The following is a 22,091-nucleotide window of genomic DNA, read 5'->3' on the forward strand; positions in this document are numbered from 1 at the left end:
TTTGTCGACGCATCCGAAGTGCAAGATGAGCAAAGGAATTTGAATGAAATTTTCACTGATATTAGCTACGGTAGGGCGCTCCGATGAAGTCGCCCGGCTCCTGGCATCGCTGGACGCCCAAGACTATCGGGATTTCGAATTGATCGTGGTCGACCAAAACCAGGACGGCAGGTTGCTGCCGATCCTGGCGTCGTATCGTGAGAAATTTTCGATTCAGCATGTGCGCTCGGCTGCGCATGGCGTGTCCCGTGCCCGTAATGTCGGCCTTGGATTGGCAGGTGGAGATGTGATTTCCTTTCCTGACGACGATTGCTGGTATCCGGCAGGCCTGTTGCAACAGGTCGTCACTGTATTGGAAAGTCATCCGGAGCTGGATGGAATTACCGGACGTTTCACCGACGGAGACGGTCGCACCGAGGGGCGTTGGCTGGAAAGCAGCGCGCTGTTGAATCGCTATAACGTTTGGCGCGGAGCGATTGAATTCAGCATTTTTCTGCATCGCCGCGTGGTCGATTCGGTTGGGCAGTTTAACGAATTGCTGGGAGTCGGCGCCGGCACGGCCTGGGGTGCTGCGGAGGGTACCGATTATCTTTTGCGCAGTCTGCAACATGGTTTCAAGTTGAAATTTCTGGCCGACCTGACCTTGCACCATCCGGTCAAGACCACCGATTTCGATGCCAACGCTTGCAACCGCCAGAAGAAATATGAGACTGGAATCGGCCATGTGATGCGGATCAACGACTATCCGCTCTGGTACTTCCCGGCCACTTGCCTGCGTACTTGCGTAGGTATTTTATTGGCTATGGCCAAAGGTGATTTTCCGAAAGCGCGATTCAAATATGTCAGCGTTCTTGCGCGCATGCAGGGTTGGCGCGGTTAGGACAGGCAGAGCGAGTATTCGTGCATGAATTTTTTACAAGATTAGGAGCAAGATGAATCAGAAGAGCAGCAGCGGCGGCTTGGCATCGGGATCGATCTGGTCGATCGTGGATAACCTCGCGCAGCAAATACTGTCATTCGCCGTCTTTGCGGTTCTGGCGCGCTTCCTGACGCCAGACGCATTTGGCCTGCTGACTATTGCGCATCTGTTTATTTTGTTCACCCGGCTTGTGGTGTTCGACGCGATTGCCATGCCCATCGTGCGCACCGCCATACCAAACGACAGGCTTTATTCGTGGGTGTTTACGTGTTGTACAGCGGTCGGCCTGCTGCTGGCCGGGCTGATGTTTTTTTCGGCTGGGCTGGTGTCGTCCCTGTTTCGAGCACCGGAGCTGAAGACAGTGCTGCAGGGAATGAGCGTATCGATCCTGTTCTTCGGCCTGGTGCGTGCTTATGAGGCGCGGCTTGTGCGCAGCATGATGTTCCGTCAGCTTGCAGTCCGCTCGATTTTTTCAGTAACGATCGGTGGCGCTGTCGGTATCGCGCTTGCCGCCAGCGGCTGGGGCGCGATGTCCCTGGTGGTGCAGCAGGTGACAGCGTCTGGCCTGGCGCTGGTGCTGGTCGTGATGCAAAGCCGCTGGCTGCCGCGCATCGTGTTTGATGGGGCGTTGACGCGTAAATACTGGAATGACATTCGACAAGTGGGACTGACCGGTGTGCTGGGATTTGCCAACACCAATGGCGACTCCCTGCTGGTTGGAATTTTCCTGGGGCCGTATGCCACTGGCCTGTACAACCTCGCAAAACGGGTGACATCGTCCGTATATCTGGTTATCTCCAGTTCGATGCACAAGGTCGCGCTCCCGGTATTCTCCGACGCCGGGATGGATCTGGCGGCGCTGCGTCGCGGTTATTTGAAAATTCTCGGTATCACGTTGTTTTGCGTTGCTCCTTTGCTGTGTTTCCAGGCTGTGCTGGCGACGCCTTTGGTGGTCACGGTTTTCGGCGAAAAATGGCTGCCGGCGGCGCCGACGATAGGCGCTCTGGCACTGCTATACCTGATCTCGTCGATTGTGCAACTGAATGACTACCTCTTTTTCGCGCTGGGGAAAAATCGTGTCCCGGTGTTGCTTGGCATCGCGCAACTGACGCTCGCGACCGGGTTGGCTGCGATTTTTTATCGATTCGGCCTGCTCGGCATGAGCTTATCGTTCTGTGCCGCTTACCTGTTGGTGTTTCCGGTGTCGCAATTGTTGCTGAGCCGAGAGCTCGGCTTGAGTCTGCGCATGACCTGGTACGCGCTGGCGCCGCCTTTGGTGGGAAGCATCATTTTACTCCTTGGCTTAGGCGCTTATCTACTGCTGATGTCGCAGCATTTCACCGATCTCACCGTGGTCGGAGGGGGAATTCTTGTCGCCTGTCTGCTGTATCCGTTGATTGTGATTGTCACAGGATGGCACATCAGGGCAATCAACGGTTCCTGGCACGAATTGTCGCTGTCCGTGATTCGGTTGCGGCGGTTTTTCGCGCGGTAGGTGATTGCATCGGCTACGCGATGGCTAGACGTCGAAGATGTGCCGAACAAGATTTTCGCATCTTTTTTTAGATAGTACCGTTACGAAGGAGCTGTTCATGAAAGCAGAAAAAATCATTCCGATCGCCGGCTTTCCCGTTGTTAAAACGTCTTCGCCGGTGTTGGCCAGATATTTGTTGCACACAGTGTGGGCGAATAAAAAGGCGACACTTTTTTTTGCAAATACCAATTTCATTGTTCAATGCCGCCATTTGCTTGACAAGATCAAGAGAGGCGCCGTGACGATTGTCAATGACGGCGTTGGCATGGATATCGCAGCATTTCTGTTTCGTAGAGAAGCATTCCAGGAAAATTTGAACGGCACCGATTTCGTACCACAATTATTTTCTGCTGCAAGAAGACCCATGCGCGTGTTCATGCTGGGGGGGAAACCCAAGATACTAAAAAAATCTGCTGAACATGTCAGCAAGACACTAAACCAGGTGGTGGTGGGTAGTTGCGACGGCTACGACGGAATGGCAATCGACCGCGCAACATTGGTTGAATCGATCAATCGCTCGCAAGCAGAAGTTGTTCTGGTGGCGCTTGGCAACCCGATTCAAGAGGAATGGATTCTCGCCAATCGCCAGGCACTGCATGCAAATGTGGTTATCGGCGTTGGCGCCCTGTTCGATTTTTGGGGGGGCTACAAGCCACGCGCGCCGCTGCTGGTGCAACGCACCCGGCTCGAATGGCTATATCGGCTGTGCCTTGAGCCGCGCCGGCTATTGCGTCGCTATACCATCGACATCATGAAATTCCTGATTTTGTGCCGCAAATATCGCGAAGGAAATCGACAGACTTGAAGTGAGCGATTAGGCGCTTGCTGGCAGTTCGATAGCAGTCGGAAGCGCCGGATCTTATTTTTTAACGCAATTTAGTGAGGTAGGAAACATGAAAGCAATGATTTTAGCTGCCGGCAAGGGCACGCGTGTTCAGCCATTAACTTACGATCTTCCCAAGCCGATGATTCCTATTTTGGGCAAACCGGTAATGGCTTACCTGGTCGAATATCTCGCCAGTTACGGCGTGCGGGACATCATGGTGAATGTCAGTTACTTGCATCAGAAAATAGAAGAGTATTTCGGCGATGGAAACCAGTTCGGCGTACAGATCGGCTATTCCTTCGAAGGTTATGTCGACGACAGCGGCGAAGTGATACCGGAACCCCTGGGCTCAGCCGGCGGCATCAAGAAAATTCAGGAGTTTGCCAACTTCTTCGACGAAACCACCATCGTGATATGCGGCGACGCCTTGATCGATCTCGATCTCACCTCCGCGCTGTTCGAGCACAAGCAGAAAGGGGCATTAGCCAGCGTCATCACCAAGGAAGTGCCATGGGATAAGGTGCATAACTACGGTGTAGTGGTGGCGGATCAGGCGGGCCGCGTACAGTCGTTCCAGGAAAAACCGGACAAGAGCGATGCTTTATCTAATTTCGCTAGCACCGGCATTTATATATTCGAGCCTGAAGTCATCGACCTGATTCCCGCCAACACCGTATTCGATATCGGTTCCGAACTGTTCCCGCTGATGGCGGAAAAAGGGATGCCGTTTTATGCGCAGCAGCGCTTCTTCAACTGGATCGATATCGGTACCGTGACCGATTTCTGGAGTGTGCTGCAGAGCGTATTGCAGGGCGAAGTCGCGCAACTGGAAGTACCCGGCACGCAAATCGCCGACGGCTTGTGGGCCGGTCTCAACACCAGCATAGATTGGGAGGGAACGACCATCGAAGGCCCGGTCTATATCGGTTCCGGCTGCAAGATCGAGGCCGGCTGCAAGATCGTCGGTCCGACCTGGATCGGCCATGGCAGCCATATATGTTCCGGAGCGGAAGTAGTGCGCAGTGTGCTGTTTGAATACACCCGCATACTGGATAACGCGCATCTGGATGAAGTCATCGTGGTCAAGGAGTATAGCGTCGACCGCGCCGGAAACATGCGCAAGCTGCCGGAGGCGGGCAATGACGACTGGGGTGATGCACGCGACCGGCTGCCGCAAAAGCCGTCGGAAAATAAAACATCTTTGTCGCTGAGCGAACTATGAATATATATCCCGTCATCCTGGCCGGAGGTTCCGGAACGCGGTTATGGCCTCTGTCACGCGAGGCGCTGCCGAAACAACTGCTGCCGCTTTGCTCAAATCAATCCATGTTGCAAGAAGCGCTGTTGCGTCTGGAGGATTGGCCGGAACTGATGCCGCCGCTGCTGACGTGCGGTAACGAACATCGCTTCCTGGTAGCTGAACAACTGCGCGCGATCGATGTTGTCCCGCTCGATATCCTGTTGGAGCCGGAAAGCAAAAATACCGCGCCGACGGTTGCGGTAGCGGCGCATTATCTGCTGCAACAGGATAAAGATGCTGTGATGCTGGTGCTGCCTGCGGATCATGTTATCGGCGATGTGGAGGCCTTCCACGCTGCCGTCCTGCAAGCGCGACAAGCCGCGGAAAACGGCGCACTCGTGACATTCGGCATTGTGCCGTCCGGCCCTGAAACCGGCTATGGCTATATCCGCCGAGGTAAAGCCGCGTCGCAAGGTGGCGAAGGCTGTTATGCCGTCGAACGATTCGTCGAAAAACCCGACCGCGCCGCGGCCGAGGCTTTTGTCGCAGATAAGGCATATAGCTGGAATAGCGGCATGTTTTTATTCCGGGCGGAGCGCTACCTTGAAGAGTTGCGAGAGTTTCGTCCGGCGATTGCAGATAGTTGTCAAAAAGCGTTCGACGGCGCTTACCACGATCTCGATTTTTGCCGCTTGAACGAAGCTTCCTTTACCGTTTGCCCGCCGGAGTCGATCGACTACGCCGTGATGGAACACACGCGCCACGCGGTGGTGGTGCCGGCGGACATAGGTTGGAGCGATGTCGGTTCCTGGTCCGCGCTGTGGGCGGTGCTGCAGGAGGCAGAGGGGGATTCCGAGCGGAATGTGTTGCGCGGGGACGTGTACACGGACAATGTCCGGAATTCGATGATTCGTGCAGAGAACCGCTTCGTCGCCGTGATCGGCGTCCAGGACCTGGTGGTGGTGGAAACCAAGGATGCGGTATTGGTGGTGCACAAGGACCAGGTGCAGGGGGTCAAGAAAATTGTCGAAGACCTCAAGAAAAACAGCCGTACCGAGCACATGAATCATATGCAGGTGTACCGGCCCTGGGGCAATTATGAGGGTATCGATGCCGGCGACCGTTTCCAGGTCAAGCGTATCACCGTTAAGCCCGGAGGGAAATTGTCCCTTCAGATGCATCATCATCGTGCCGAACATTGGGTGGTAGTCACCGGAACGGCGCTGATTACCCGCGGCGATGAAGAAAAGCTCCTTACCGAGAACGAATCCACCTACATACCGATCGGTGTCAAGCATCGCCTGGAAAACCCCGGAAAAATGCCACTGCATCTTATCGAAGTGCAATCCGGCGGCTATCTTGGAGAGGACGACATCGTTCGCTTCGACGATATATACAGACGCAGTTGAATCGTCTGGATAGTCTCGATAAATTTACTCCTCACTTACATGAAAACTATGCTTCCACTTCAAAACTCGATATTCAAAGCTTATGACATCCGCGGCATTGTCGGTAAAACGCTAGACGTCGGCATCGCGAAAAAAATCGGTCTGGCTTTCGGTATTGCGGCCCGCGCAAAGGGTGAAAATACGGTTGTCATCGGCCGCGATGGACGTTTGTCCGGCCCTGAATTGAGCGCCGCGCTGGCGGCCGGGTTACAAAAAGCCGGCGTGGATGTGATCGATTTGGGGATGGTCGTCACGCCGATGGTTTATTTTGCCACGCATGTCCTTGGCACCCAATCCGGCGTGATGGTGACTGGCAGCCATAACCCGCCTGACTACAACGGTTTCAAAATGGTGCTGGCTGGCGAGGCGATCCATGGCGAGACGATACAGGCGTTGTACCAGCAGATCGTCAGTGCCGCTGACAGCGCCAGGCAAGCGTTGGCGGAACCTGGCAACTACCGTACTCACGACATCAGGGACGCTTATCTCCAACGCATCCTGAACGACGTCAAATTGGCGCGCCCCATGAAGATCGTGGTGGATTGCGGCAATGGTGTCGCAGGCGCCTTTGCCGGCGACTTGTATCGCGCACTTGGTTGCGAGGTGCAAGAGCTGTTTTGTGAAGTGGATGGAACCTTCCCCAATCATCATCCCGACCCGGCACATCCGGAGAATCTGCAGGATGTGATTCATGCCCTGCAGACCGGCGACGCGGAACTTGGCCTGGCTTTCGATGGCGACGGCGACCGTCTCGGCGTGGTCACCAAAGACGGCCAGATCATTTATCCGGATCGCCAGTTGATGCTGTTCGCCGCAGACGTGCTGACGCGTCATCCTGGCCAGGATATTTTATACGACGTCAAATGCACGCGCCATCTGGCGCAGTGGATCGCCCGGCACGGCGGCCAGCCATTGATGTGGAAGACCGGACATTCGCTGGTGAAGGCCAAGATGCGTGAGACGGGAGCGCCGCTCGGCGGCGAGATGAGCGGCCACGTCTTCTTCAAGGATCGCTGGTACGGTTTTGACGATGGTTTGTATGCAGGTGTCCGCTTGCTGGAGCTGCTGAGCCGCGAAAGCGACCCCTCCGCGGTGCTGAACGCATTACCTCAGTCGATCAGTACGCCCGAGCTGCAACTGCAACTGCTCGAAGGTGAGAATTTCGCATTGATAGAGAAATTGCAGGAAGAGGCAACATTCCCGGGGGCAAAGGAAATCATCAAGATCGACGGCCTCCGCGTCGAATATGCGGATGGTTTCGGACTGGCGCGCTCGTCAAATACAACACCGGTTGTGGTGATGCGCTTCGAGGCTGAATCGGAAGCTGCTTTGGCGCGCATACAGGGAGAGTTCAAACGTGTGATTCTGGCCGCCAGGCCGGAAGCGGTTCTACCTTTTCAGATACTTATTTAAATCAATAAAAATTTTCGAAACGGAGTCCCTCATGACCGCTACCTCAAAAATGCCATTCAAATTTTTCTGGGCCAATACATCAAGAATCACCCGGAATATTGTGATGAGAGGATCGATGTTGAAATTGAAGACATGGCATCGAGGGCTGTTGCTCATGTTAAATATCCGGCAACATTTGAAGTTCATCCGTATCCTAAGTCATCCTCAAACGAAGCAATTGATCGTTAGTAAACCGGAGTTGACTTACAAGTACTTGAGAAATTACATCTCTTTCAATATCCCTGCAAGAACCGGTTTGCTGATACTGATTTCGCATTATTCATATCTTCAGAATAATTTCAAAATTGATTTTTTAGAGAATATTTCAAGTTCCCCTGTTCCGCTTTGGGGAGAATATATCGACGGAATTTCATTTGAAATAGTGATGGATTTTCCGCACACGGTCGACCATGAAGGAGATTTGTGCCTGATCTTTAAAAGCGATCTGGTGAGCATTTATCGCGTGATTTTTGTAATAGCCGATGGCAGCTCATTCGATCTTCCTGACGATCACGTGATGTGCATCTCCAGTGTCCAGGGAATACACGGCTTTCAGAAAATTCAGCAAGCAACAAAAAGTTGCCATGATATTCAGCCGGCCCAATTGCTGATGGCCGCAATAAGCGGAGTAGGGGCGGCTCTCGGTTTCAATACGATAGTAGGCATTGCCACCAAAAGCCAGATTTCACAGAGTGAAAAATTTTATTTTTCTTACGATGAATTCTTTGGAAAATATGGCGATCTTGTCCCGCAAAAGAACTTTTATAAGATCCAGCTGCCGTACATAGAAAGCTCGCTGGATCTGATCCATACCCGCCATCGTAAAAGGACGCAAAAAAAGCGTGCTTTTAAAAATGAAATCAGGGATAAGGTGGCATGCTCCATTGAGCAATATCTTGTCAGGGAATCCGCCCATTGTTCAGTCTCAGATACTTGAGAAGAAACGGCTGCATTAAATAAAGGTTCCATTTTTGTCGAGCTATCCCGCACCACGCAATCAGGTTCCATTTGATCACTACGGTTTTATCGACAACGCCAAGGCCATCGGCATGGTCCTGGTTGTTCTCGGTCACAGCAGAGGGCTGCCTGACTATCTTGTGACGCTGATATTCAGTTTTCACGTTCCGCTGTTTTTTTTCATTTCAGGGTTTTTGATCAAGCCAGGAAAACTGGATGTGGCCATTTTCCGCAATGCGAAAAAGGTATTGCGGACCTTGGCCATTCCTTATTTTCTGTTTTTCTTGCTCGCTTTCCTGTACTGGCTTGCTACGCGCAACATCGGCGCGAAAGCTTTGCTGTCTGCCGGCCAGACATGGTATTTACCCATCGTCGGCTTGTTTACGGGGCTGGAATCCGATCTTTTTGTTGATCCCCCGCTCTGGTTTTTCCCTTGCCTGATCATGACGGCGATAACCTATCACGCTTCTCGCAAGTTCCTGACTTTGACGATGGCGACCTGCCTGTTTGCGGTTCTTGCCTTCGTCATTACATTATTCTGGAAAGAGTCGCCCTATAGACTTCCCTTAAGTCTGGACAGCATGTGGGTAGCGCTGTCGTTTTATGCGGTTGGACAGTATGTTCGCGAGAAGGATTTTTTTAGCAATATAAAACCCGGCTACCTGTTCCTTGTTTTTATTATTGCTGCGGCGCTGCTTGTTTATGCGACGGGATTTAACGGCAAGGTCGATTTCGCCAACATGCATTTCGGCAGATTGCCGGCGCTGTATATGCTGACCGCGTTGCTGGGAATTATCGCTACATTTGCTATTTCCGCGTTATTTCCAGTATCGAAAATAAGCGCTTGGATATCGAAAAACACCCTGACGATTTTTCCAGTGCATTTCATTTTCCTGAGCCTGATACGCGGCGTCATGGTTTCTCTGCATGCGATTCCGAGCGACTACGCCTATGGCGCCGAATGGAGTCTCGTCAGCAGTGCTTTATCGATCCTGTTTTGCGTTCCGCTCGTAGTTTTTTTACGCCGCTTGCCGATTTCAACAGCCAGGAATCCTTCTTGAGAATGTCGCGGTTCCGCTGGCCTTGGTAATCGGCTGCTTTTCCATTTTTCAGCTCAACAGCCGCTCGCGCTTTTGCTCTTCATCAAAAAACAGCCGCGATGGCTTGATCAGGTCGCTGCGGCTGATGATGCCGATCAGGCGCCGGCTCTGCAAGTCGCTTACCACCGGCAACCGTTCCAGATGGTGGGTCGCCATGCGCGCGGCTGCGATACGGCAGGTTTCAGAAGGCAGCGCAACCAGTGCTGCGGATTGTTCAATGTAGGCAGGATTGAACAATGTCGTCAACGTGTTGCTGCCATCGGCCTGCGGACCGAAGCTGCTGCGTTCGACCATGCCTATCAAACCTTGCTCGATGTCGACCACCGGGTAGCTGCGATGTACTTGCTCCGCGCCGAAATAGCGCTCCAGGGTTTCCGCGATCGAGAGGTTGGCGGGGATCGCCGCTACCGCATGCGTCATCACTTCATCGACATGCTGCCGTTCCAGCGGATCGACGCCATATTCGCGATAGATGTGATAACCGCGGCGAGCGATTTTTTCGGTCATGATCGAACGCCGCATGGTCAATACGGTAAAGCCGTAAGCGACGCCAGTGGTGAGCAGCAGCGGCAGCAAGGCGTTGGTGTCGTGGGTCAGGCCGAACGCGAAGACTGCAGCGGTAAGCGGCGCGCCCAATACGCCGGCCAGCACAGCCGCCATGCATACCAGCGGCCACAAATGCGCATCGCCGCCAGGCAACCAAGGCGCCAGCACGGTGCCGAGGCCGGCGCCGATAATCAATAGCGGCGCCAGGACACCGCCGGAAGTGCCGGAACCGAGTGCGATGACCCAGATCACGGCTTTGACCACCAGCAGGCTCAGCGCCAGTTGCAAGGCCAGGTTACCGTTGAGCAGATCGCCGATGACGTCGTAGCCGACGCCGAGCGCTCGCGGTTCAAAATAACCGCCTATCCCCACAGCGATGCCGCCCAATGCCGGCCACCACATCCAATGGATCGGCAGTTTGCCGAACAGATCCTCAATCTTGTACAAGGCAGTCGACATCAATGCCGACAGTGCGCCACCCAGGATGCCTGCGATGACGCAAGAGAATAGGGCGCTAATGCCGATTTCCGATGTCTGCAATGGAAACAGCGGGCCAGTATCCAGTAGCAACGGGCGGGTGAATCCGGCGACGGCACAGGCGACAATGACCGGCAGCAGGCTGCGAGGCCGCAATTCGAACAGCAGCAGTTCCACCGCCAGCAGCACTGCCGCCACCGGTGTGCCGAACACCGCGGTCATGCCGGCTGCGGCGCCGGCCACCAGCAAGGTCTTGCGTTCGGCTCCGGTCAGATGGAAATGCTGGGCTATCAGCGAACCGATGGCGCCGCCGGTCATGATGATCGGGCCTTCTGCGCCAAACGGGCCGCCGCTGCCGATCACGATACCCGAAGACAGGGGCTTGAGTATGGCGACCTTGGCCGACATTTTACTTTTGCCGAACAGGATCGCTTCGATGGCTTCCGGAATCCCGTGGCCGCGGATTTTCTCGGACCCGAAGCGTGCAATCAGGCCGACAATCAAGCCGCCCAAAACAGGGAGCAGGATGACCCAGGCACCCAGGTGATTGCCGGCGGGTGAACGGGTAGCGAAAGACAGCGTTTGATAGAAGAACAGGTTGGTGAACAGCCGGATCAGGTTCAGCAGCGCAAATGCCGCCAGCGTGCCGAAGCCGCCGATGACCACCGCGATCAGTGAAATCTTGAGCAGGCGCGTATCGGCCGCGAAATCGCGTTTGTGCGAATGATGGTTGGAAGACATGGTGGAATTCTCAAATGTTGAAGGTATTGAAAGTATTGACGGTATTGATATTGGGCACGCGGAAGATATCGGTCAGGGTATTCAGTTCGGCATGGTGCAATTCCGCCAGCTTGGCCAGGCAGCGCTCGCCCGCCGGCAACAGGTGGATGTTGACCTGGCGACGGTCGATCGCGCTGTTGCGGCGTTCGACCAATTCAAGTTTTTCGCAGCGCGAAATCAATGCAACCACACTGTGATGTTGGGACTGCAGGCGCTCTGCCAGTTCACCGACACTGGCCCAGTCGCGGCCGGGGGTGCCTTTTACATGCAGCAACAGCAGGTATTGCTGAGGCGTAACACCTTCACTCTGGGCCGCTTCTTCACTGAAACGCAGGAATTTTCGGAGTTGATAGCGAAATGTCGATAGCGCTTCAAAGTCTTGCTTGGACAAGGACGAGGGGGGCATCTGATGCTCGGTTTTTTCGGGAAGTGGAATTCTTGAGACCGAACAATATATCACAATACGATATAAATTCACTAGTGCATGATTGGATTCGAATAACTTACGCCATTTTCCTGTGGCGGCACAGCCGGGAATATTCGAAAAATAGTTATAAAATGCAACTTCCGTCAGCATGGGAAAAAGCAGATGAATTCAGATCGAAGCAAGGTTGCGGAGCTGCCGATACAGCTTTTCGATCAGCAGAAGGACTGGGCCGCATGGCTGAACAAGAACCATGGCAAATCGCCCGGAATATGGCTGCGGCTGGCAAAGAAGAACTCCGATCGGGGTTCGGTTTCGTATCCGGAAGCTGTAGAGTCGGCGTTGTGCTATGGATGGATAGATGGCCAGAAGAAGAGCGACGATGACAATTTCTGGCTGCAGAAATTTACGCCGCGTTCGGCCAAGAGCATCTGGTCCAGGATCAATCGCGACAAGGCCTTGCTGCTGATCGAGAGCGGCCGGATGATGCCATCCGGGCTCAAGGAAGTAGAGCGCGCCCGGACCGACGGCCGTTGGGACGCTGCCTATGACTCGGCCAGTAAGTCGACCGTGCCGGCAGATTTCCAGGCGGCGCTGGACGCCAGCCCGCGCGCCCGGGAGTTCTTTGTCAGCCTCGACAGCAGTAATCGCTACGCTGTTTTGTTCAGGATTCAAACTGCCAAAAAAGCCGAGACTCGTGCCCGGCGCATCCAGGATTACACCAGCATGCTGGAGCGGCACGAGAAATTTCACCCGTGATTTGTTTTTTCTCTATGCGTGATGTCAGGTAACAACGTCAGCAGCGGGAAGACCGGTGTACCCTGTAAGTTGTTCCCGGCCGAAATTCCAGCTTAAGATTTCAACTTAATTGGCTTTCCCGGGAATTAATTTTACATACCGGCGGTCTTGTGTTTCATGAACCTTGGAAATGCCTGGATGATCGACTCGACAAAGAAGCAGCGATTCCAAGCCAGCGTGCTGCCACACTTGAACTCCGCGTTCAACCTGGCGTGCTGGCTCACGCACAGCCGTCAGGATGCCGAGGACGTGGTGCAGGAGGCTTATTTGCGTGCCTTTAAATTTTTCGACGGTTTTCATGGCGATGACAGCCGTGCCTGGCTGCTGACCATCGTGCGCAATACTTTCTACACCTGGTATCAGGAGCAGCAGAAGCAGCGGCAGCAAACCGCATTTGACGAGGATGTGCACATTTTCCAAACAGGCGATGGGCCCGCCATGGCGCATGCGGACAACAATCCCGAGACGCTGCTGATGCAGAAAGACAGCGAACGGCAGCTGCAGCATGCGCTGCAAGCGTTGCCGCTGGAGTTTCGCGAGGTGATGGTGATGCGCGAACTGGAAGAGCTGTCCTATAAACAGATCGCCGCCATCGTCGGCATTCCGATCGGCACGGTGATGTCGCGCCTCGGGCGCGGCCGTAAAATGCTGGCGACAATCCTTGCGCCAGCCAGGCAGGAGGCATGATGGATCATCAGGAAGTACTGGAGCTGTTGCCGGCTTATGCTGATCAGGAGCTCGGCATAAGCGAGGCGCTGGAAGTGCAGCGTCATCTGGAGAGTTGTGCCGATTGTCAGCACGAATATGCCGCGCAGCGCATCGTCAGTGCACGCTTCAAGAAGGAGGCGGAGTATTTCGATGCCCCGGCACATCTGGCGCAGCGCATCAACGCCGCCTTGCCGCAAGACCCGCCACGCGCCAAGCTCTGGAGTATCAACTGGCGCAATCTCGGCGCCGCACTGGCGGCCGGATTGGCGCTGGCTTGGAGCGCCGGCTTGTATTTCAACTTGCCGTCCGACCAGGATAAATTGACTGACGAAGTGGTTGCCAGCCACGTTCGTTCACTGCAGGTCGATCATCTGTCGGATGTGGCGTCAACCGACCAGCACACGGTAAAACCCTGGTTCAACGGCAAGCTGAATTTTGCTCCGCCGGTGGTCGATCTGGCGCCCCAGGGTTTTCCGCTGATTGGCGGCCGTCTCGATTATCTCGGCGGCCGGCCGGTGGCCGCGCTGATTTACCGGCGCGCCCAGCATCCCATCAATTTATATATCTGGCCGAGCAACGACAGGGACGTAGCGCCGCAGTTGCAAAACAAGCAAGGTTATCATGTGGTGCGCTGGACTTGGGATGGCATGACTTACTGGACGGTATCCGATCTGGCCGCGAATGAACTGGAAAATTTCGCGGGGATGGTGCGCTCCAAGGTACGTCAATAAGCTACATCAGTAAGAGCTGAGGTCGAGTCGTTTTAATTTTCCGTGGGAATCAATTGTTATTTGCAGCACGACACAATCCGTGTCGCGCGTTGATTGCGGGATATTGTTCTTTTTTCATCATCCGGGAAATGCATTACATTTTTTTGATGGGCGTCAACAAACTAATAACATTTTCTTGTTTGACAGAAGCCTGTTAGTAGACGAAAGTGAATAGGTTCGGAATGGCAGTAATTCGTGAAACCTTACCGGTCCAGATGGTTTGGCCGCGCTTACGTAGACATATGCGCGAATATGCACGAATAGGCAATAAGCTGCCACTTTTGACAGTTCAACAAGAATCACCAAAAGCGTACTATCGAGGAAAAGAGGCGGCCGCCTGTGCGCGTGCCGCCCTGGCGGCAGAGCCGAGGGGATTTTGTTTTCCCACGTATCGCTGTGCCGCTGTTTTCCCTTGTAAGAAAAAGAAACGGCGAGAGAGGGCGACAAGCGGCGACAAGCGGCGACAAGCGGCATGTCGGCACTGTCACAGTGTCGGGCGGCTCTTTCTTTCGACATCAAGCTAAGGAGATACTAATGGTTAGGCTGAATGAGGCTACCGTCATTTTTAAAGGACTGGCTTACGAATTCGATAGCACCGCCGAGGCAGCGGAATTCAAGAAACGCCTGGAGGCAGGCGGCGATCCGAAGCGCTATGCAGATACATTCAAATGCATTGATATCTACTCAACTCCCGCTAAGCGTGAGGTTCAAGAAGCCTGACGTGACGAACTTTCGCTATTGCGGTGCGCTGTGACCGGTGTTGATGCAAGCAAGGGTGGCATCAATACCGGATCGATATCGTTCTATGCTAGGATTTCCGTTCGATAAATTCATTGCGCCGGCTGCGTTTGTCGCATGCTGCGATATTTGCGATATTTGCGATATTTGCGATTATTGTCGCTGAAATTCGTCGCCGGACAATCAACTGGAGAACCTATGCAGCTCATCGGCATGCTTGACTCACCTTATGTCCGCCGCGTCTCGATTTCCTTGCAATTGCTCGGGATTCCATTCGAACACCGCTCCATCTCTGTGTTCAGCACCTTCGAGCAATTTCGTGCGATCAATCCGGTAGTCAAGGCGCCGTCGCTGGTTTGCGATGATGGCGAGCTGTTGATGGATTCAACGCTTATCCTGGACTATGCGGAAGCACTGGCGGCGCCAGGCAAAAGCCTGATGCCTGCCGCTATCGGCGAGCGCCAGCATGCATTGCGGGTTACCGGGCTGGCATTGGCGGCTTGCGAAAAAACTGTGCAGATTGTCTATGAACGCAACTTGCGGCCTGCAGAAAAGCAGCACGAGCCGTGGGTCACGCGCGTCCAGGGCCAACTCCATGCCGCCTACCAGGCGCTGGAGCTTGAACTGCGCAACAAGCCATTGGAAGTCACCAGCAAGACGATTAACCAGGCCGGTGTGACCACAGCCGTTGCCTGGCAATTCACGCGGATGATGTTGCCGGAAATCGTCCTCGCGGCCGATTATCCAACGCTGCAATCGTTCTCCGAACGGGCTGAACAGCTGGCCGAGTTCATCGCGGCACCGCCGTTATAAGAATCTGCCGAGGCGCAGGCAGAGTCTGGCGGCGGTTATTCGATTCTATTATTTATTGCGGACGCGTTGCGCCACTCTTGCCGTGAGTGGCGCCGGTATCATCGCACCAGGACGGACGGACATCGGGATCGTCGCATTTCAATTGCGGATATGCACAGCCGCTCAGCAACGAAATCAAGGCAAGTATACCTAGTGCTGTTTTCATGAAAGCCGCCCTTGGATTGGGTTTTGATTGGGGTTTTTATTCGAATTTCAATTCATCTGGCGGCATTGCCGCAACTCGCATTTGTACAGCTGTTGCTGGCCGTCCTGGCAACTGACCTGATAAGTTTCGGCGGCGGTGGTCTTGGCGATCAGTGTCGCGCTGCCAGCAGGAGTGCAAGCGTTCCTTCTCGCCATCCGTTCCACGGTGTCGGACAATTCTCCGCTCTTCCGGCTGGAAGGCTGTTGCGGCATGTCGACAATTTGTTCGGACGGACTCAATGATTCAGACAGCGATACTGGCGGCGGCGCCGGTACTGAGCTGCGTGGCGGCGGGATATAGCTGCGCGCAGTTGGTTGTGCAACGCAGCCGGCGAGGAGAGCGGCTGCGGCTGCGATGGCGGCGGTGGCGAGAAGTAGCGATGGACTTTTCATGCGTCTCCCAATAAAAAATGCTCAATCTGGACTGTGATGTCAATATGTCAAATGTATCATCTTTTAGAGAGCGTTAGTCCGGCTTCAAGTTTAGCTCGGGTTGGCAAAAATAGAAACAACAAGCGAAACGAAAGCTAGCGATCTCGCTGTTCAGAACTTCAACGCCTTGAGATAACCCGTCAGCTCCAGATAACCACGCCCGGCGCGCCGGCCATCGCGATTGACGGTCACCGCACCTTCCCAATATACCGATCCGGTCGATTGCCGTGAATCGAGTTCCTGATCGTCTTGCAGGGGTATCAGCGACCAGGTGGCGGCGTCTGTTCCGGCGCCCGAATTTGCATCGATACGCAACGATTGCTGCACCGGATAGCTGGCATCGGTACGCGGTGAACGCCAGTTGCGCTCAGGCTGGAAACTGACCTGTTCGGGAGGGAGCCGGGTGACCTTGCCGCTGGCGTCGCGCAAGGCGGCATGGGCCCATATCTTGTTGCCGCTACGATTGCGAATCTGGAACGCCATCAAGGCTGAACCGTCGTCCAGGTTGGCGCCCAGCCAATCCCAACCCACCGCATCGCCATCCAGCACGCTGGTCGACCATTCGTGATCGAGCCAGGCGCTGCCACTGACTTCCTGTTCGTGGCCGGCGCGGGTCAGCCTGCCACTGACCTGCAATTGCGGTTCGCTATAGTAGTAACTGGCTTGCGCCGCTTGCGGCCCCTTGCGCGAATAACCTTGATCGCCTTGCAGCAACGGTGGCTGGCCAGGCGTCAAGCTAAGCTGTAAGGTAAATTCACCGGTAGCGATGCTGGCCTGATAGCGGCCGTCGGCGCCGCGCAGCAGGCGCCAGTCATCCAGCGCGACGTCGGTATTGCCCTCTTTGGCATAAGCCAGGCCGAAGCCGGCGCGGGCGCTCTTTTGCGCATGCAGGAGCTTGCCCAGGCTAGGGTCGGACAGTGCCGCATGGGCGATGATCAATTGCGTCGGTGCGAAAGCGCTCGGATTGGCGCGATCGTGTTCGGTGGCAGAGCGGAAGAAGGTAATCTGAAAACCGATCGGCTTTCCGTCCGGCGTGCTGAGCCAGCCGGTGACGTACCACCATTCAGTGCGAAAGTCGGGATGGGCGCCGCTGTCTTGTGGCAGCGTGAGCGGATGACCGGGGGTGACTTGTGCAAAGCGGGGCGGTGCGGCAAATTGCGACGGCGCCCATAAAAGCAGCAGGGCGCACAGCAGCCAGCGGCGTAATCCAGACAACATTACCAGTCCTCCCGCACTGAATGCAGCACATCGACGGACACTGCCCGTGAGCCTGCCAGCAAGGCCGTCGCGCCGGCTGAGAACAGCAGCAACAACGCCACCAGCGTCAGACCCAACCATGGCATGTGCAATTCCATGGTCCAGTGAAACGATTGCGGATTGACGATGAATACCAGGATCAGGCTGATGGTCCAACCTAGCAGAAAGCCAATCAGCATGCCTAGCGCGGTCAGCAGACCGCCTTCCAGCGCCAGCATGGACAGGATCTGGCGGCGCGTTACGCCGACATGGCGCAGCATGCCGAACTCCCTTGCCCGCGCCAGGGTCTGGGCCGAGAAGGTGGCTGCTACGCCAAACAGGCCAATCACGATGGCGACGATTTCCAGCAGATAAGTGACGGCGAAACTTCGGTCGAAAATGGTCAAGGTGAGCGCGCGGATTTCTCCCGGCCGGGAAAATTCCAGCGTCGCACCGAATGGCAGTGCGCGCAGCGCCGCAATGACAACACTTGGATCGACATCGCGTTTTAAACTGAGTGCGGCATCGGTGACTTCGGTATCGCCGCTCAAACGCTGATAGTCCGCCAGCCGCAACTGGATCGCTCCCGATTGCCGTGCATAATCGCGCCAGATGCCGGCCACGGTGAAGCGATAGGGATGCGTGGCCAGTGGCAGCGTGACTTGTTGCCCGAAATGGTAGCCGTACAGGTCGACCATGGCTTCCGAGACCCAGATCGGCAAGCTATCCGCGGTAATCGCACTGGCCTGCAACAACGGACCGATTATCGGCAAGGTGCGCGCCGGATCGGCAACGTCGATAGCGCGTGCGATCAATGCCACAGGCGGCCGCGCCGGGTCTAGCGTGAGTGTCGAAGTACGCAGGAAATCGGCGCGCGCCACACCTGGCGCTGTTGTCAGCAAACGCTGCTCGGCAGGCCGCATGGCGCCGGTCTCGCCATTACTGGCCGAGCGCACATACAGATCTGCCGATAATATTTGCTGCATCCAGTCGTCAACCGATATACGGAAACTGGTGACCATGATCGCCATCGCCACGATCAGGCTAAAGCTGGACAACACGCCGCCGAGCGCAATCGAGGCTTGCCCCGGAACGTTGGCGAGGCGCGCCAGCACCAGTGTTGTAATGACGCCGTTGCGGCGTCCCAGGCTGAATCTTTGGAGCGCCGAAAACGCCAGCGAAGCCACCCGTGGCATCAGCGTGATGCCGCCGATCAGCAATAGTGCGACTGCCATATAGCCGAAAACAGGCAAGTCGAACAGCGGCGGCATTTGCGTCAGCAGCGCCCCGAGCAGCAGGCAGGCCAACGCCGGCCACGGTGTCGCCAGCCGCGCCAACGCGGTTTCTTCGCTGCCGGATTTGAGCGCCGCCGCCGGTTGCGCCCGGGCCGCTTCCAACGCCGGCGCCAGGCTGCCGAGGAGGGCGATGCCGCTGCCGAGCGCAAAGAAAATCAGTGCCGCGGGCAGATCGAATTGCACGCTTGCCTGCACGCCGCGGAAATAACCGCCGCCCAGATCGCCGCCAAGAAAATGCAGGGCCAGGCCAGCGAACAGATATCCCAACGCCAACCCGAGCAACGCTCCCACGCAACCCAGCAGGCCGCCCTCCAGCAACACCTGGCGTAACAACTGGCTGCGCCGCAATCCCAATACACGCAGCAGGGCAAACTGCGAACGGCGCCTGATTACTGACAGCGCCTGGGTCGAAAACACCAGGAAGGCGCCGGTAAACAGCGCGACCAGCGCCAGTACATTCAGGTTGATGCGATAGGCGCGCGACATATTGTCGTTGCGGCTTTCCTGATCCTGGCTTTCCGACACTTGCAAGCGCATTGGCCACTCAGCCTGGAGCGCGCGCCTGAATTGCTCTCGATTGACGCCAGGCTGCAGCTTGAGATCGATACGCGATAGCTGGCCGATGCGTCCAAAGCGCCATTGCGCTGCGCCGATATCCATGACGGCAAGCCGTTGTCCGGCCCGTGCCCGCACCAGGCCGCCGGCGACTCTCAGCTTGACGATGGCGGTGCCATTGCGCAGGGCCAGTGTCTGGCCGGGCTTTACCTGCAGCCATTGCTGGGCTGCCGGCGACAGGAAGATGGCGTCGTCGGCCAGGGTATCGAACGGCCGCTCCGGATCGGCTACGCCAATCAGGTCGGGCGTGATGTGGGCCGCACGGAAAGTATCAATGCCAAGTACTTTCAGCGCGCTGGTCTGGCCCGGCACAGTCACGTTGAGTTCTAGTACCGGACTGGCGACCGCCACGCCCGCTCTTTTTGCCAGTTGCGGATACAAGGCATCGTCGAACAACCCCTGCACGCCGCGCAGCTGCAGATCTGACTGGCCGGACAAACTTCTGGTGGCGGCGGAAAATTCATTGAAAGCGGCGCCATTGATGAGATCGACCGCATAACCGAGCGCGACTCCGAGCGCGATGGCGGCAATCGCCACCAGCGCACGTACCGGATGTGCACGCCATTCGCCCAGCAGCAGCCAGCGCGCCAGGGTCCGGATCGGATTGCCGGTTTTGATAGCGCGGATTTCGGTATCGGTATCGGTGCCAGTCGATGTCATCGCATGATCGGGGGTCAGGATTTCTCGGCCAGCGGTTGCAAGCCGTCGGCGCTCATGATCAGGATCCGATCCGCACTTGCGGCCGCAGCGGCCGAGTGCGTGACCATGATGGCCGAGGCGCCGTTGGCCTTGATTTCCTGGCGCAGCAGAGCCAGCACTTCATGCGCGGTGTCCGGATCCAGGTTACCGGTCGGTTCGTCGGCAAGGATCAGTTTGGGCCGGTGCACCAGGGCGCGTGCTATCGCCACCCTTTGCATCTCGCCTCCCGACAGCTGGCGCGGAAAGTCGTTGCCGCGACCAGCCAGCCCGACCGCAGCCAGCAACTCCGCTGCGCGCTCCGGCGAAGCATCGTTGAGCAGCAAGGGCAGCGCGACGTTCTGTTGCAAGGTCAGGTGCGGCAGCACATGGAAAGCCTGGAAAATGAACCCGAGTTTTTGACGGCGCAGAAGAGTGGCGGCATCGTCGTCGAGGCTGGACATGTTAACGCCGTCGATTAGTATCGAGCCGCTGTTAGCACTGTCGAGACCGGCAATCAGGTTGAGCAAGGTCGATTTGCCGACGCCGGAATCGCCCATGATGGCGACATATTCGCCGGCAGCCAGCGTGAAGTCGAGATGCGCCAGCACCACCCGGCCATGACCGTAAGACTTGCGCAGCCCGCGGCATTCAAGCGCCGGGGTAGCGTTGTCGGCGCTGTCGATAGCGGCATCGACGGCATGACTGGTTTCAAGGTTGGCGTGCATGCAAGCTTGGTTTTTCGAATAGGTTAATTGCCAACAGTGTAGAGGATTTTGGAGGATGATCAGGATTGTCCAGGTAAACCGGTCGCGAAGGGGCTGTGATTGGAGCGATTGTTGCCTCAGTTTAATAGTCAACAGAGTGAAAATAATGTATCAAATGGTTGCAGAAAGTTGGAATAAACCTGTTGTGCCGGACGTTTAACTGCTATCCCAGCCAACATTCCCGACGCTGGTTCCCGGCGTCAATTTTTTCTATCGATCATCCTGAGGAGAAATCATGCGAAACCCCCTATTTCTACTGCTTAGCTGCGCCACGCTCACCTTAACTACCTTACCTGCCTTGGCTGAAGCGCCGAAGACCGCCAATGGAATGCTGGTGGATGAAGCTGGCCGGACGCTGTATACCTTTGACAAGGACACGGTTCCCGGCAAGAGCGCTTGCGAAGGCGGTTGCGCGGCAAACTGGCCGGCGGCACAGGCGGATTCCTATGACAAGGCTGCCGGCGACTGGAGTTTTGTGACAGGCGCCGACGGCAAGCGGCAATGGGCCTACAAGGGTCATCCACTATACCGTTTTGCCATGGACAAGAAAGCCGGTGATACCAACGGCGATGGCAAGGGTGGCATGTGGCATACGGCGAAACCTTGATGCCGAGCCAAACTAAGGGCGGCGTGATGAACAATAGTAGTTATTAATATTTGCTTGGGTGCCAGAGAACGCCCCTATGAGTTTCGAAGCCGACATGGTGGTCTGGCTGCCGGTGCTGCGGCGTTATGCCCGCGCACTGACAGGCGATGCCGCGTGGGCTGACGACCTGGTGCAGGACACGGCGGAGCGCGCCCTGAATCGATGGCATACCTTGCAGCCGGAAAGCAATGTGCGAGCGTGGCTGTTGACCGTTCTCAGGCATTTGTATATCGACCAGTTGCGCAAGCGCCGCGAAATCGCCGTTGATGACGAAAGCGCGCCTTGGCGCACGATGGCGGCGCCGGCCGATGAAGTCGACGGCCTGTTCCTGGCCGACGTGCAACGCGCGCTGTATTGCCTGCCGGTCGATCAGCGCGAGGTGCTGTTGCTGGTGGGCCTGGAGGAGCTTAGCTATCAGCAGGTGTCGTCCATCTTGAACATCCCGGTCGGTACGGTGATGTCGCGCCTGTCGCGCGCCCGGGAGCGGATGCGTTCTTTGTTGAAGGAAGATCCGGGCAGCAAACGGCCACCTCTCAAGGTAGTGAAAAACAAGTAGTAATAACAGGTAGTAATAACAGGTAGTAATAGCAGGTAGTAATAGCAGGTAGTAATAGCCAATAGTGATAAATGGGTAATGACTCAGGTAACGAGA

Annotated in this window: 22 protein-coding genes; 15 read left to right on the forward strand and 7 right to left on the reverse strand. The window is 55.8% G+C overall.

Going from position 1 to position 22,091, the window contains the following annotated elements; genetic code table 11:
- Positions 1 to 43: 43 nt before the first annotated feature.
- From KHU29_RS03180 to KHU29_RS03215, 8 genes are all read left to right on the forward strand, one after another.
- A complete protein-coding gene (locus tag KHU29_RS03180; protein WP_246541442.1) occupies positions 44 to 880 on the forward strand; it encodes a glycosyltransferase family 2 protein in 837 nt (278 codons plus the stop codon).
- Between the two features lie 52 nt (positions 881 to 932).
- Positions 933 to 2,414, forward strand: a complete 1,482-nt coding sequence (locus tag KHU29_RS03185; RefSeq protein WP_211451244.1) for a lipopolysaccharide biosynthesis protein — start codon at positions 933 to 935, stop codon at positions 2,412 to 2,414.
- Positions 2,415 to 2,511: 97 nt separating this feature from the next.
- The gene (locus KHU29_RS03190; RefSeq protein ID WP_211451245.1) at positions 2,512 to 3,258 is read left to right on the forward strand and encodes a WecB/TagA/CpsF family glycosyltransferase; all 747 of its coding nucleotides are present in this window, start codon (positions 2,512 to 2,514) and stop codon (positions 3,256 to 3,258) included.
- A gap of 88 nt (positions 3,259 to 3,346) precedes the next feature.
- Complete coding sequence (locus KHU29_RS03195; protein WP_211451246.1) at positions 3,347 to 4,501, forward strand: nucleotidyltransferase family protein; 1,155 nt, start codon at positions 3,347 to 3,349, stop codon at positions 4,499 to 4,501.
- Positions 4,498 to 5,928 (forward strand): mannose-1-phosphate guanylyltransferase/mannose-6-phosphate isomerase, encoded by a 1,431-nt coding sequence (locus KHU29_RS03200; RefSeq protein ID WP_211451247.1) that lies wholly within the window; start codon positions 4,498 to 4,500, stop codon positions 5,926 to 5,928. Before KHU29_RS03195 ends, KHU29_RS03200 begins: the two co-directional genes overlap by 4 nt.
- Positions 5,929 to 5,976: 48 nt before the next feature.
- The gene (locus KHU29_RS03205; protein WP_211451248.1) at positions 5,977 to 7,380 is read left to right on the forward strand and encodes a phosphomannomutase/phosphoglucomutase; all 1,404 of its coding nucleotides are present in this window, start codon (positions 5,977 to 5,979) and stop codon (positions 7,378 to 7,380) included.
- 31 nt (positions 7,381 to 7,411) lie between these two features.
- Positions 7,412 to 8,356, forward strand: coding sequence for a DUF535 family protein (locus KHU29_RS03210; RefSeq protein ID WP_211451249.1), 945 nt, complete (start codon positions 7,412 to 7,414; stop codon positions 8,354 to 8,356).
- A 34-nt stretch (positions 8,357 to 8,390) separates the two neighbouring features.
- Complete coding sequence (locus KHU29_RS03215; RefSeq protein ID WP_211451250.1) at positions 8,391 to 9,437, forward strand: acyltransferase family protein; 1,047 nt, start codon at positions 8,391 to 8,393, stop codon at positions 9,435 to 9,437.
- A 48-nt stretch (positions 9,438 to 9,485) separates the two neighbouring features.
- Here the strand turns inward: KHU29_RS03215 and KHU29_RS03220 are convergent, their stop codons facing one another.
- A complete protein-coding gene (locus KHU29_RS03220; RefSeq protein WP_211451251.1) occupies positions 9,486 to 11,240 on the reverse strand; it encodes a chloride channel protein in 1,755 nt (584 codons plus the stop codon).
- A 10-nt stretch (positions 11,241 to 11,250) separates the two neighbouring features.
- Positions 11,251 to 11,685: a MarR family winged helix-turn-helix transcriptional regulator gene (locus KHU29_RS03225; RefSeq protein WP_211451252.1), complete on the reverse strand. Its 435-nt coding sequence runs from the start codon at positions 11,683 to 11,685 to the stop codon at positions 11,251 to 11,253.
- Positions 11,686 to 11,868: 183 nt separating this feature from the next.
- Here KHU29_RS03225 and KHU29_RS03230 point away from each other — a divergent pair, with 183 nt between their 5' ends.
- The 5 genes from KHU29_RS03230 (at position 11,869) to KHU29_RS03250 (ending at position 15,530) form a co-directional block, all read left to right on the forward strand.
- Positions 11,869 to 12,462: a YdeI/OmpD-associated family protein gene (locus KHU29_RS03230; RefSeq protein ID WP_211451253.1), complete on the forward strand. Its 594-nt coding sequence runs from the start codon at positions 11,869 to 11,871 to the stop codon at positions 12,460 to 12,462.
- Positions 12,463 to 12,639: 177 nt separating this feature from the next.
- Positions 12,640 to 13,188: a sigma-70 family RNA polymerase sigma factor gene (locus tag KHU29_RS03235; protein WP_211451254.1), complete on the forward strand. Its 549-nt coding sequence runs from the start codon at positions 12,640 to 12,642 to the stop codon at positions 13,186 to 13,188.
- Positions 13,185 to 13,940 (forward strand): anti-sigma factor family protein, encoded by a 756-nt coding sequence (locus KHU29_RS03240; protein ID WP_211451255.1) that lies wholly within the window; start codon positions 13,185 to 13,187, stop codon positions 13,938 to 13,940. Before KHU29_RS03235 ends, KHU29_RS03240 begins: the two co-directional genes overlap by 4 nt.
- 573 nt (positions 13,941 to 14,513) lie before the next feature.
- Positions 14,514 to 14,699: a hypothetical protein gene (locus tag KHU29_RS03245; protein ID WP_211451256.1), complete on the forward strand. Its 186-nt coding sequence runs from the start codon at positions 14,514 to 14,516 to the stop codon at positions 14,697 to 14,699.
- 216 nt (positions 14,700 to 14,915) lie between these two features.
- Complete coding sequence (locus tag KHU29_RS03250) at positions 14,916 to 15,530, forward strand: glutathione S-transferase (RefSeq protein WP_211451257.1); 615 nt, start codon at positions 14,916 to 14,918, stop codon at positions 15,528 to 15,530.
- Between the two features lie 52 nt (positions 15,531 to 15,582).
- Here KHU29_RS03250 and KHU29_RS03255 read toward each other — a convergent pair whose 3' ends face one another.
- The 5 genes from KHU29_RS03255 to KHU29_RS03275 form a co-directional block, all read right to left on the reverse strand.
- Entirely contained in the window at positions 15,583 to 15,735 is a 153-nt protein-coding gene (locus tag KHU29_RS03255) for a hypothetical protein (protein WP_211451258.1), read from the reverse strand.
- A 47-nt stretch (positions 15,736 to 15,782) separates the two neighbouring features.
- Positions 15,783 to 16,166 carry a hypothetical protein gene (locus KHU29_RS03260; protein WP_211451259.1) on the reverse strand — a complete coding sequence of 128 codons (384 nt, stop codon included), beginning with the start codon at positions 16,164 to 16,166 and terminating at the stop codon, positions 15,783 to 15,785.
- Positions 16,167 to 16,316: 150 nt separating this feature from the next.
- Positions 16,317 to 17,423 carry a lipocalin-like domain-containing protein gene (locus tag KHU29_RS03265; RefSeq protein WP_211451260.1) on the reverse strand — a complete coding sequence of 369 codons (1,107 nt, stop codon included), beginning with the start codon at positions 17,421 to 17,423 and terminating at the stop codon, positions 16,317 to 16,319.
- Positions 17,423 to 20,011, reverse strand: a complete 2,589-nt coding sequence (locus KHU29_RS03270; RefSeq protein WP_211451261.1) for an FtsX-like permease family protein — start codon at positions 20,009 to 20,011, stop codon at positions 17,423 to 17,425. Before KHU29_RS03270 ends, KHU29_RS03265 begins: the two co-directional genes overlap by 1 nt.
- Positions 20,012 to 20,025: 14 nt before the next feature.
- A complete protein-coding gene (locus tag KHU29_RS03275) occupies positions 20,026 to 20,754 on the reverse strand; it encodes an ABC transporter ATP-binding protein (protein WP_246541443.1) in 729 nt (242 codons plus the stop codon).
- Positions 20,755 to 21,028: 274 nt separating this feature from the next.
- On the opposite strand from KHU29_RS03275, the gene KHU29_RS03280 reads away from it, so the two are divergent.
- Both KHU29_RS03280 and KHU29_RS03285 read left to right on the forward strand, forming a co-directional pair.
- On the forward strand, positions 21,029 to 21,400 hold the full coding sequence (locus KHU29_RS03280) for a COG4315 family predicted lipoprotein (protein WP_211451262.1): 372 nt from the start codon (positions 21,029 to 21,031) through the stop codon (positions 21,398 to 21,400).
- Between the two features lie 76 nt (positions 21,401 to 21,476).
- Positions 21,477 to 21,995 carry a sigma-70 family RNA polymerase sigma factor gene (locus tag KHU29_RS03285; protein WP_211451263.1) on the forward strand — a complete coding sequence of 173 codons (519 nt, stop codon included), beginning with the start codon at positions 21,477 to 21,479 and terminating at the stop codon, positions 21,993 to 21,995.
- Positions 21,996 to 22,091: the final 96 nt, after the last annotated feature.

The organism is Collimonas antrihumi (assembly GCF_018304965.1).
GTDB lineage: Bacteria > Pseudomonadota > Gammaproteobacteria > Burkholderiales > Burkholderiaceae_D > Collimonas > Collimonas antrihumi.

What these genes read in the sequence shown, in the direction of transcription:
- KHU29_RS03270 (WP_211451261.1), bottom strand. Translation starts at nt 20,011, where the DNA reads ATGACATCGACTGGCACCGATACCGATACCGAAATCCGCGCTATCAAA.
- KHU29_RS03240 (WP_211451255.1), top strand. Translation starts at nt 13,185, where the DNA reads ATGATGGATCATCAGGAAGTACTGGAGCTGTTGCCGGCTTATGCTGAT.
- KHU29_RS03245 (WP_211451256.1), top strand. Translation starts at nt 14,514, where the DNA reads ATGGTTAGGCTGAATGAGGCTACCGTCATTTTTAAAGGACTGGCTTAC.
- KHU29_RS03250 (WP_211451257.1), top strand. Translation starts at nt 14,916, where the DNA reads ATGCAGCTCATCGGCATGCTTGACTCACCTTATGTCCGCCGCGTCTCG.
- KHU29_RS03205 (WP_211451248.1), top strand. Translation starts at nt 5,977, where the DNA reads ATGCTTCCACTTCAAAACTCGATATTCAAAGCTTATGACATCCGCGGC.
- KHU29_RS03260 (WP_211451259.1), bottom strand. Translation starts at nt 16,166, where the DNA reads ATGAAAAGTCCATCGCTACTTCTCGCCACCGCCGCCATCGCAGCCGCA.
- KHU29_RS03275 (WP_246541443.1), bottom strand. Translation starts at nt 20,754, where the DNA reads ATGCACGCCAACCTTGAAACCAGTCATGCCGTCGATGCCGCTATCGAC.
- KHU29_RS03265 (WP_211451260.1), bottom strand. Translation starts at nt 17,423, where the DNA reads ATGTTGTCTGGATTACGCCGCTGGCTGCTGTGCGCCCTGCTGCTTTTA.
- KHU29_RS03195 (WP_211451246.1), top strand. Translation starts at nt 3,347, where the DNA reads ATGAAAGCAATGATTTTAGCTGCCGGCAAGGGCACGCGTGTTCAGCCA.
- KHU29_RS03220 (WP_211451251.1), bottom strand. Translation starts at nt 11,240, where the DNA reads ATGTCTTCCAACCATCATTCGCACAAACGCGATTTCGCGGCCGATACG.
- KHU29_RS03230 (WP_211451253.1), top strand. Translation starts at nt 11,869, where the DNA reads ATGAATTCAGATCGAAGCAAGGTTGCGGAGCTGCCGATACAGCTTTTC.
- KHU29_RS03285 (WP_211451263.1), top strand. Translation starts at nt 21,477, where the DNA reads ATGAGTTTCGAAGCCGACATGGTGGTCTGGCTGCCGGTGCTGCGGCGT.
- KHU29_RS03225 (WP_211451252.1), bottom strand. Translation starts at nt 11,685, where the DNA reads ATGCCCCCCTCGTCCTTGTCCAAGCAAGACTTTGAAGCGCTATCGACA.
- KHU29_RS03180 (WP_246541442.1), top strand. Translation starts at nt 44, where the DNA reads ATGAAATTTTCACTGATATTAGCTACGGTAGGGCGCTCCGATGAAGTC.
- KHU29_RS03185 (WP_211451244.1), top strand. Translation starts at nt 933, where the DNA reads ATGAATCAGAAGAGCAGCAGCGGCGGCTTGGCATCGGGATCGATCTGG.
- KHU29_RS03200 (WP_211451247.1), top strand. Translation starts at nt 4,498, where the DNA reads ATGAATATATATCCCGTCATCCTGGCCGGAGGTTCCGGAACGCGGTTA.
- KHU29_RS03235 (WP_211451254.1), top strand. Translation starts at nt 12,640, where the DNA reads ATGATCGACTCGACAAAGAAGCAGCGATTCCAAGCCAGCGTGCTGCCA.
- KHU29_RS03190 (WP_211451245.1), top strand. Translation starts at nt 2,512, where the DNA reads ATGAAAGCAGAAAAAATCATTCCGATCGCCGGCTTTCCCGTTGTTAAA.
- KHU29_RS03255 (WP_211451258.1), bottom strand. Translation starts at nt 15,735, where the DNA reads ATGAAAACAGCACTAGGTATACTTGCCTTGATTTCGTTGCTGAGCGGC.
- KHU29_RS03280 (WP_211451262.1), top strand. Translation starts at nt 21,029, where the DNA reads ATGCGAAACCCCCTATTTCTACTGCTTAGCTGCGCCACGCTCACCTTA.
- KHU29_RS03210 (WP_211451249.1), top strand. Translation starts at nt 7,412, where the DNA reads ATGACCGCTACCTCAAAAATGCCATTCAAATTTTTCTGGGCCAATACA.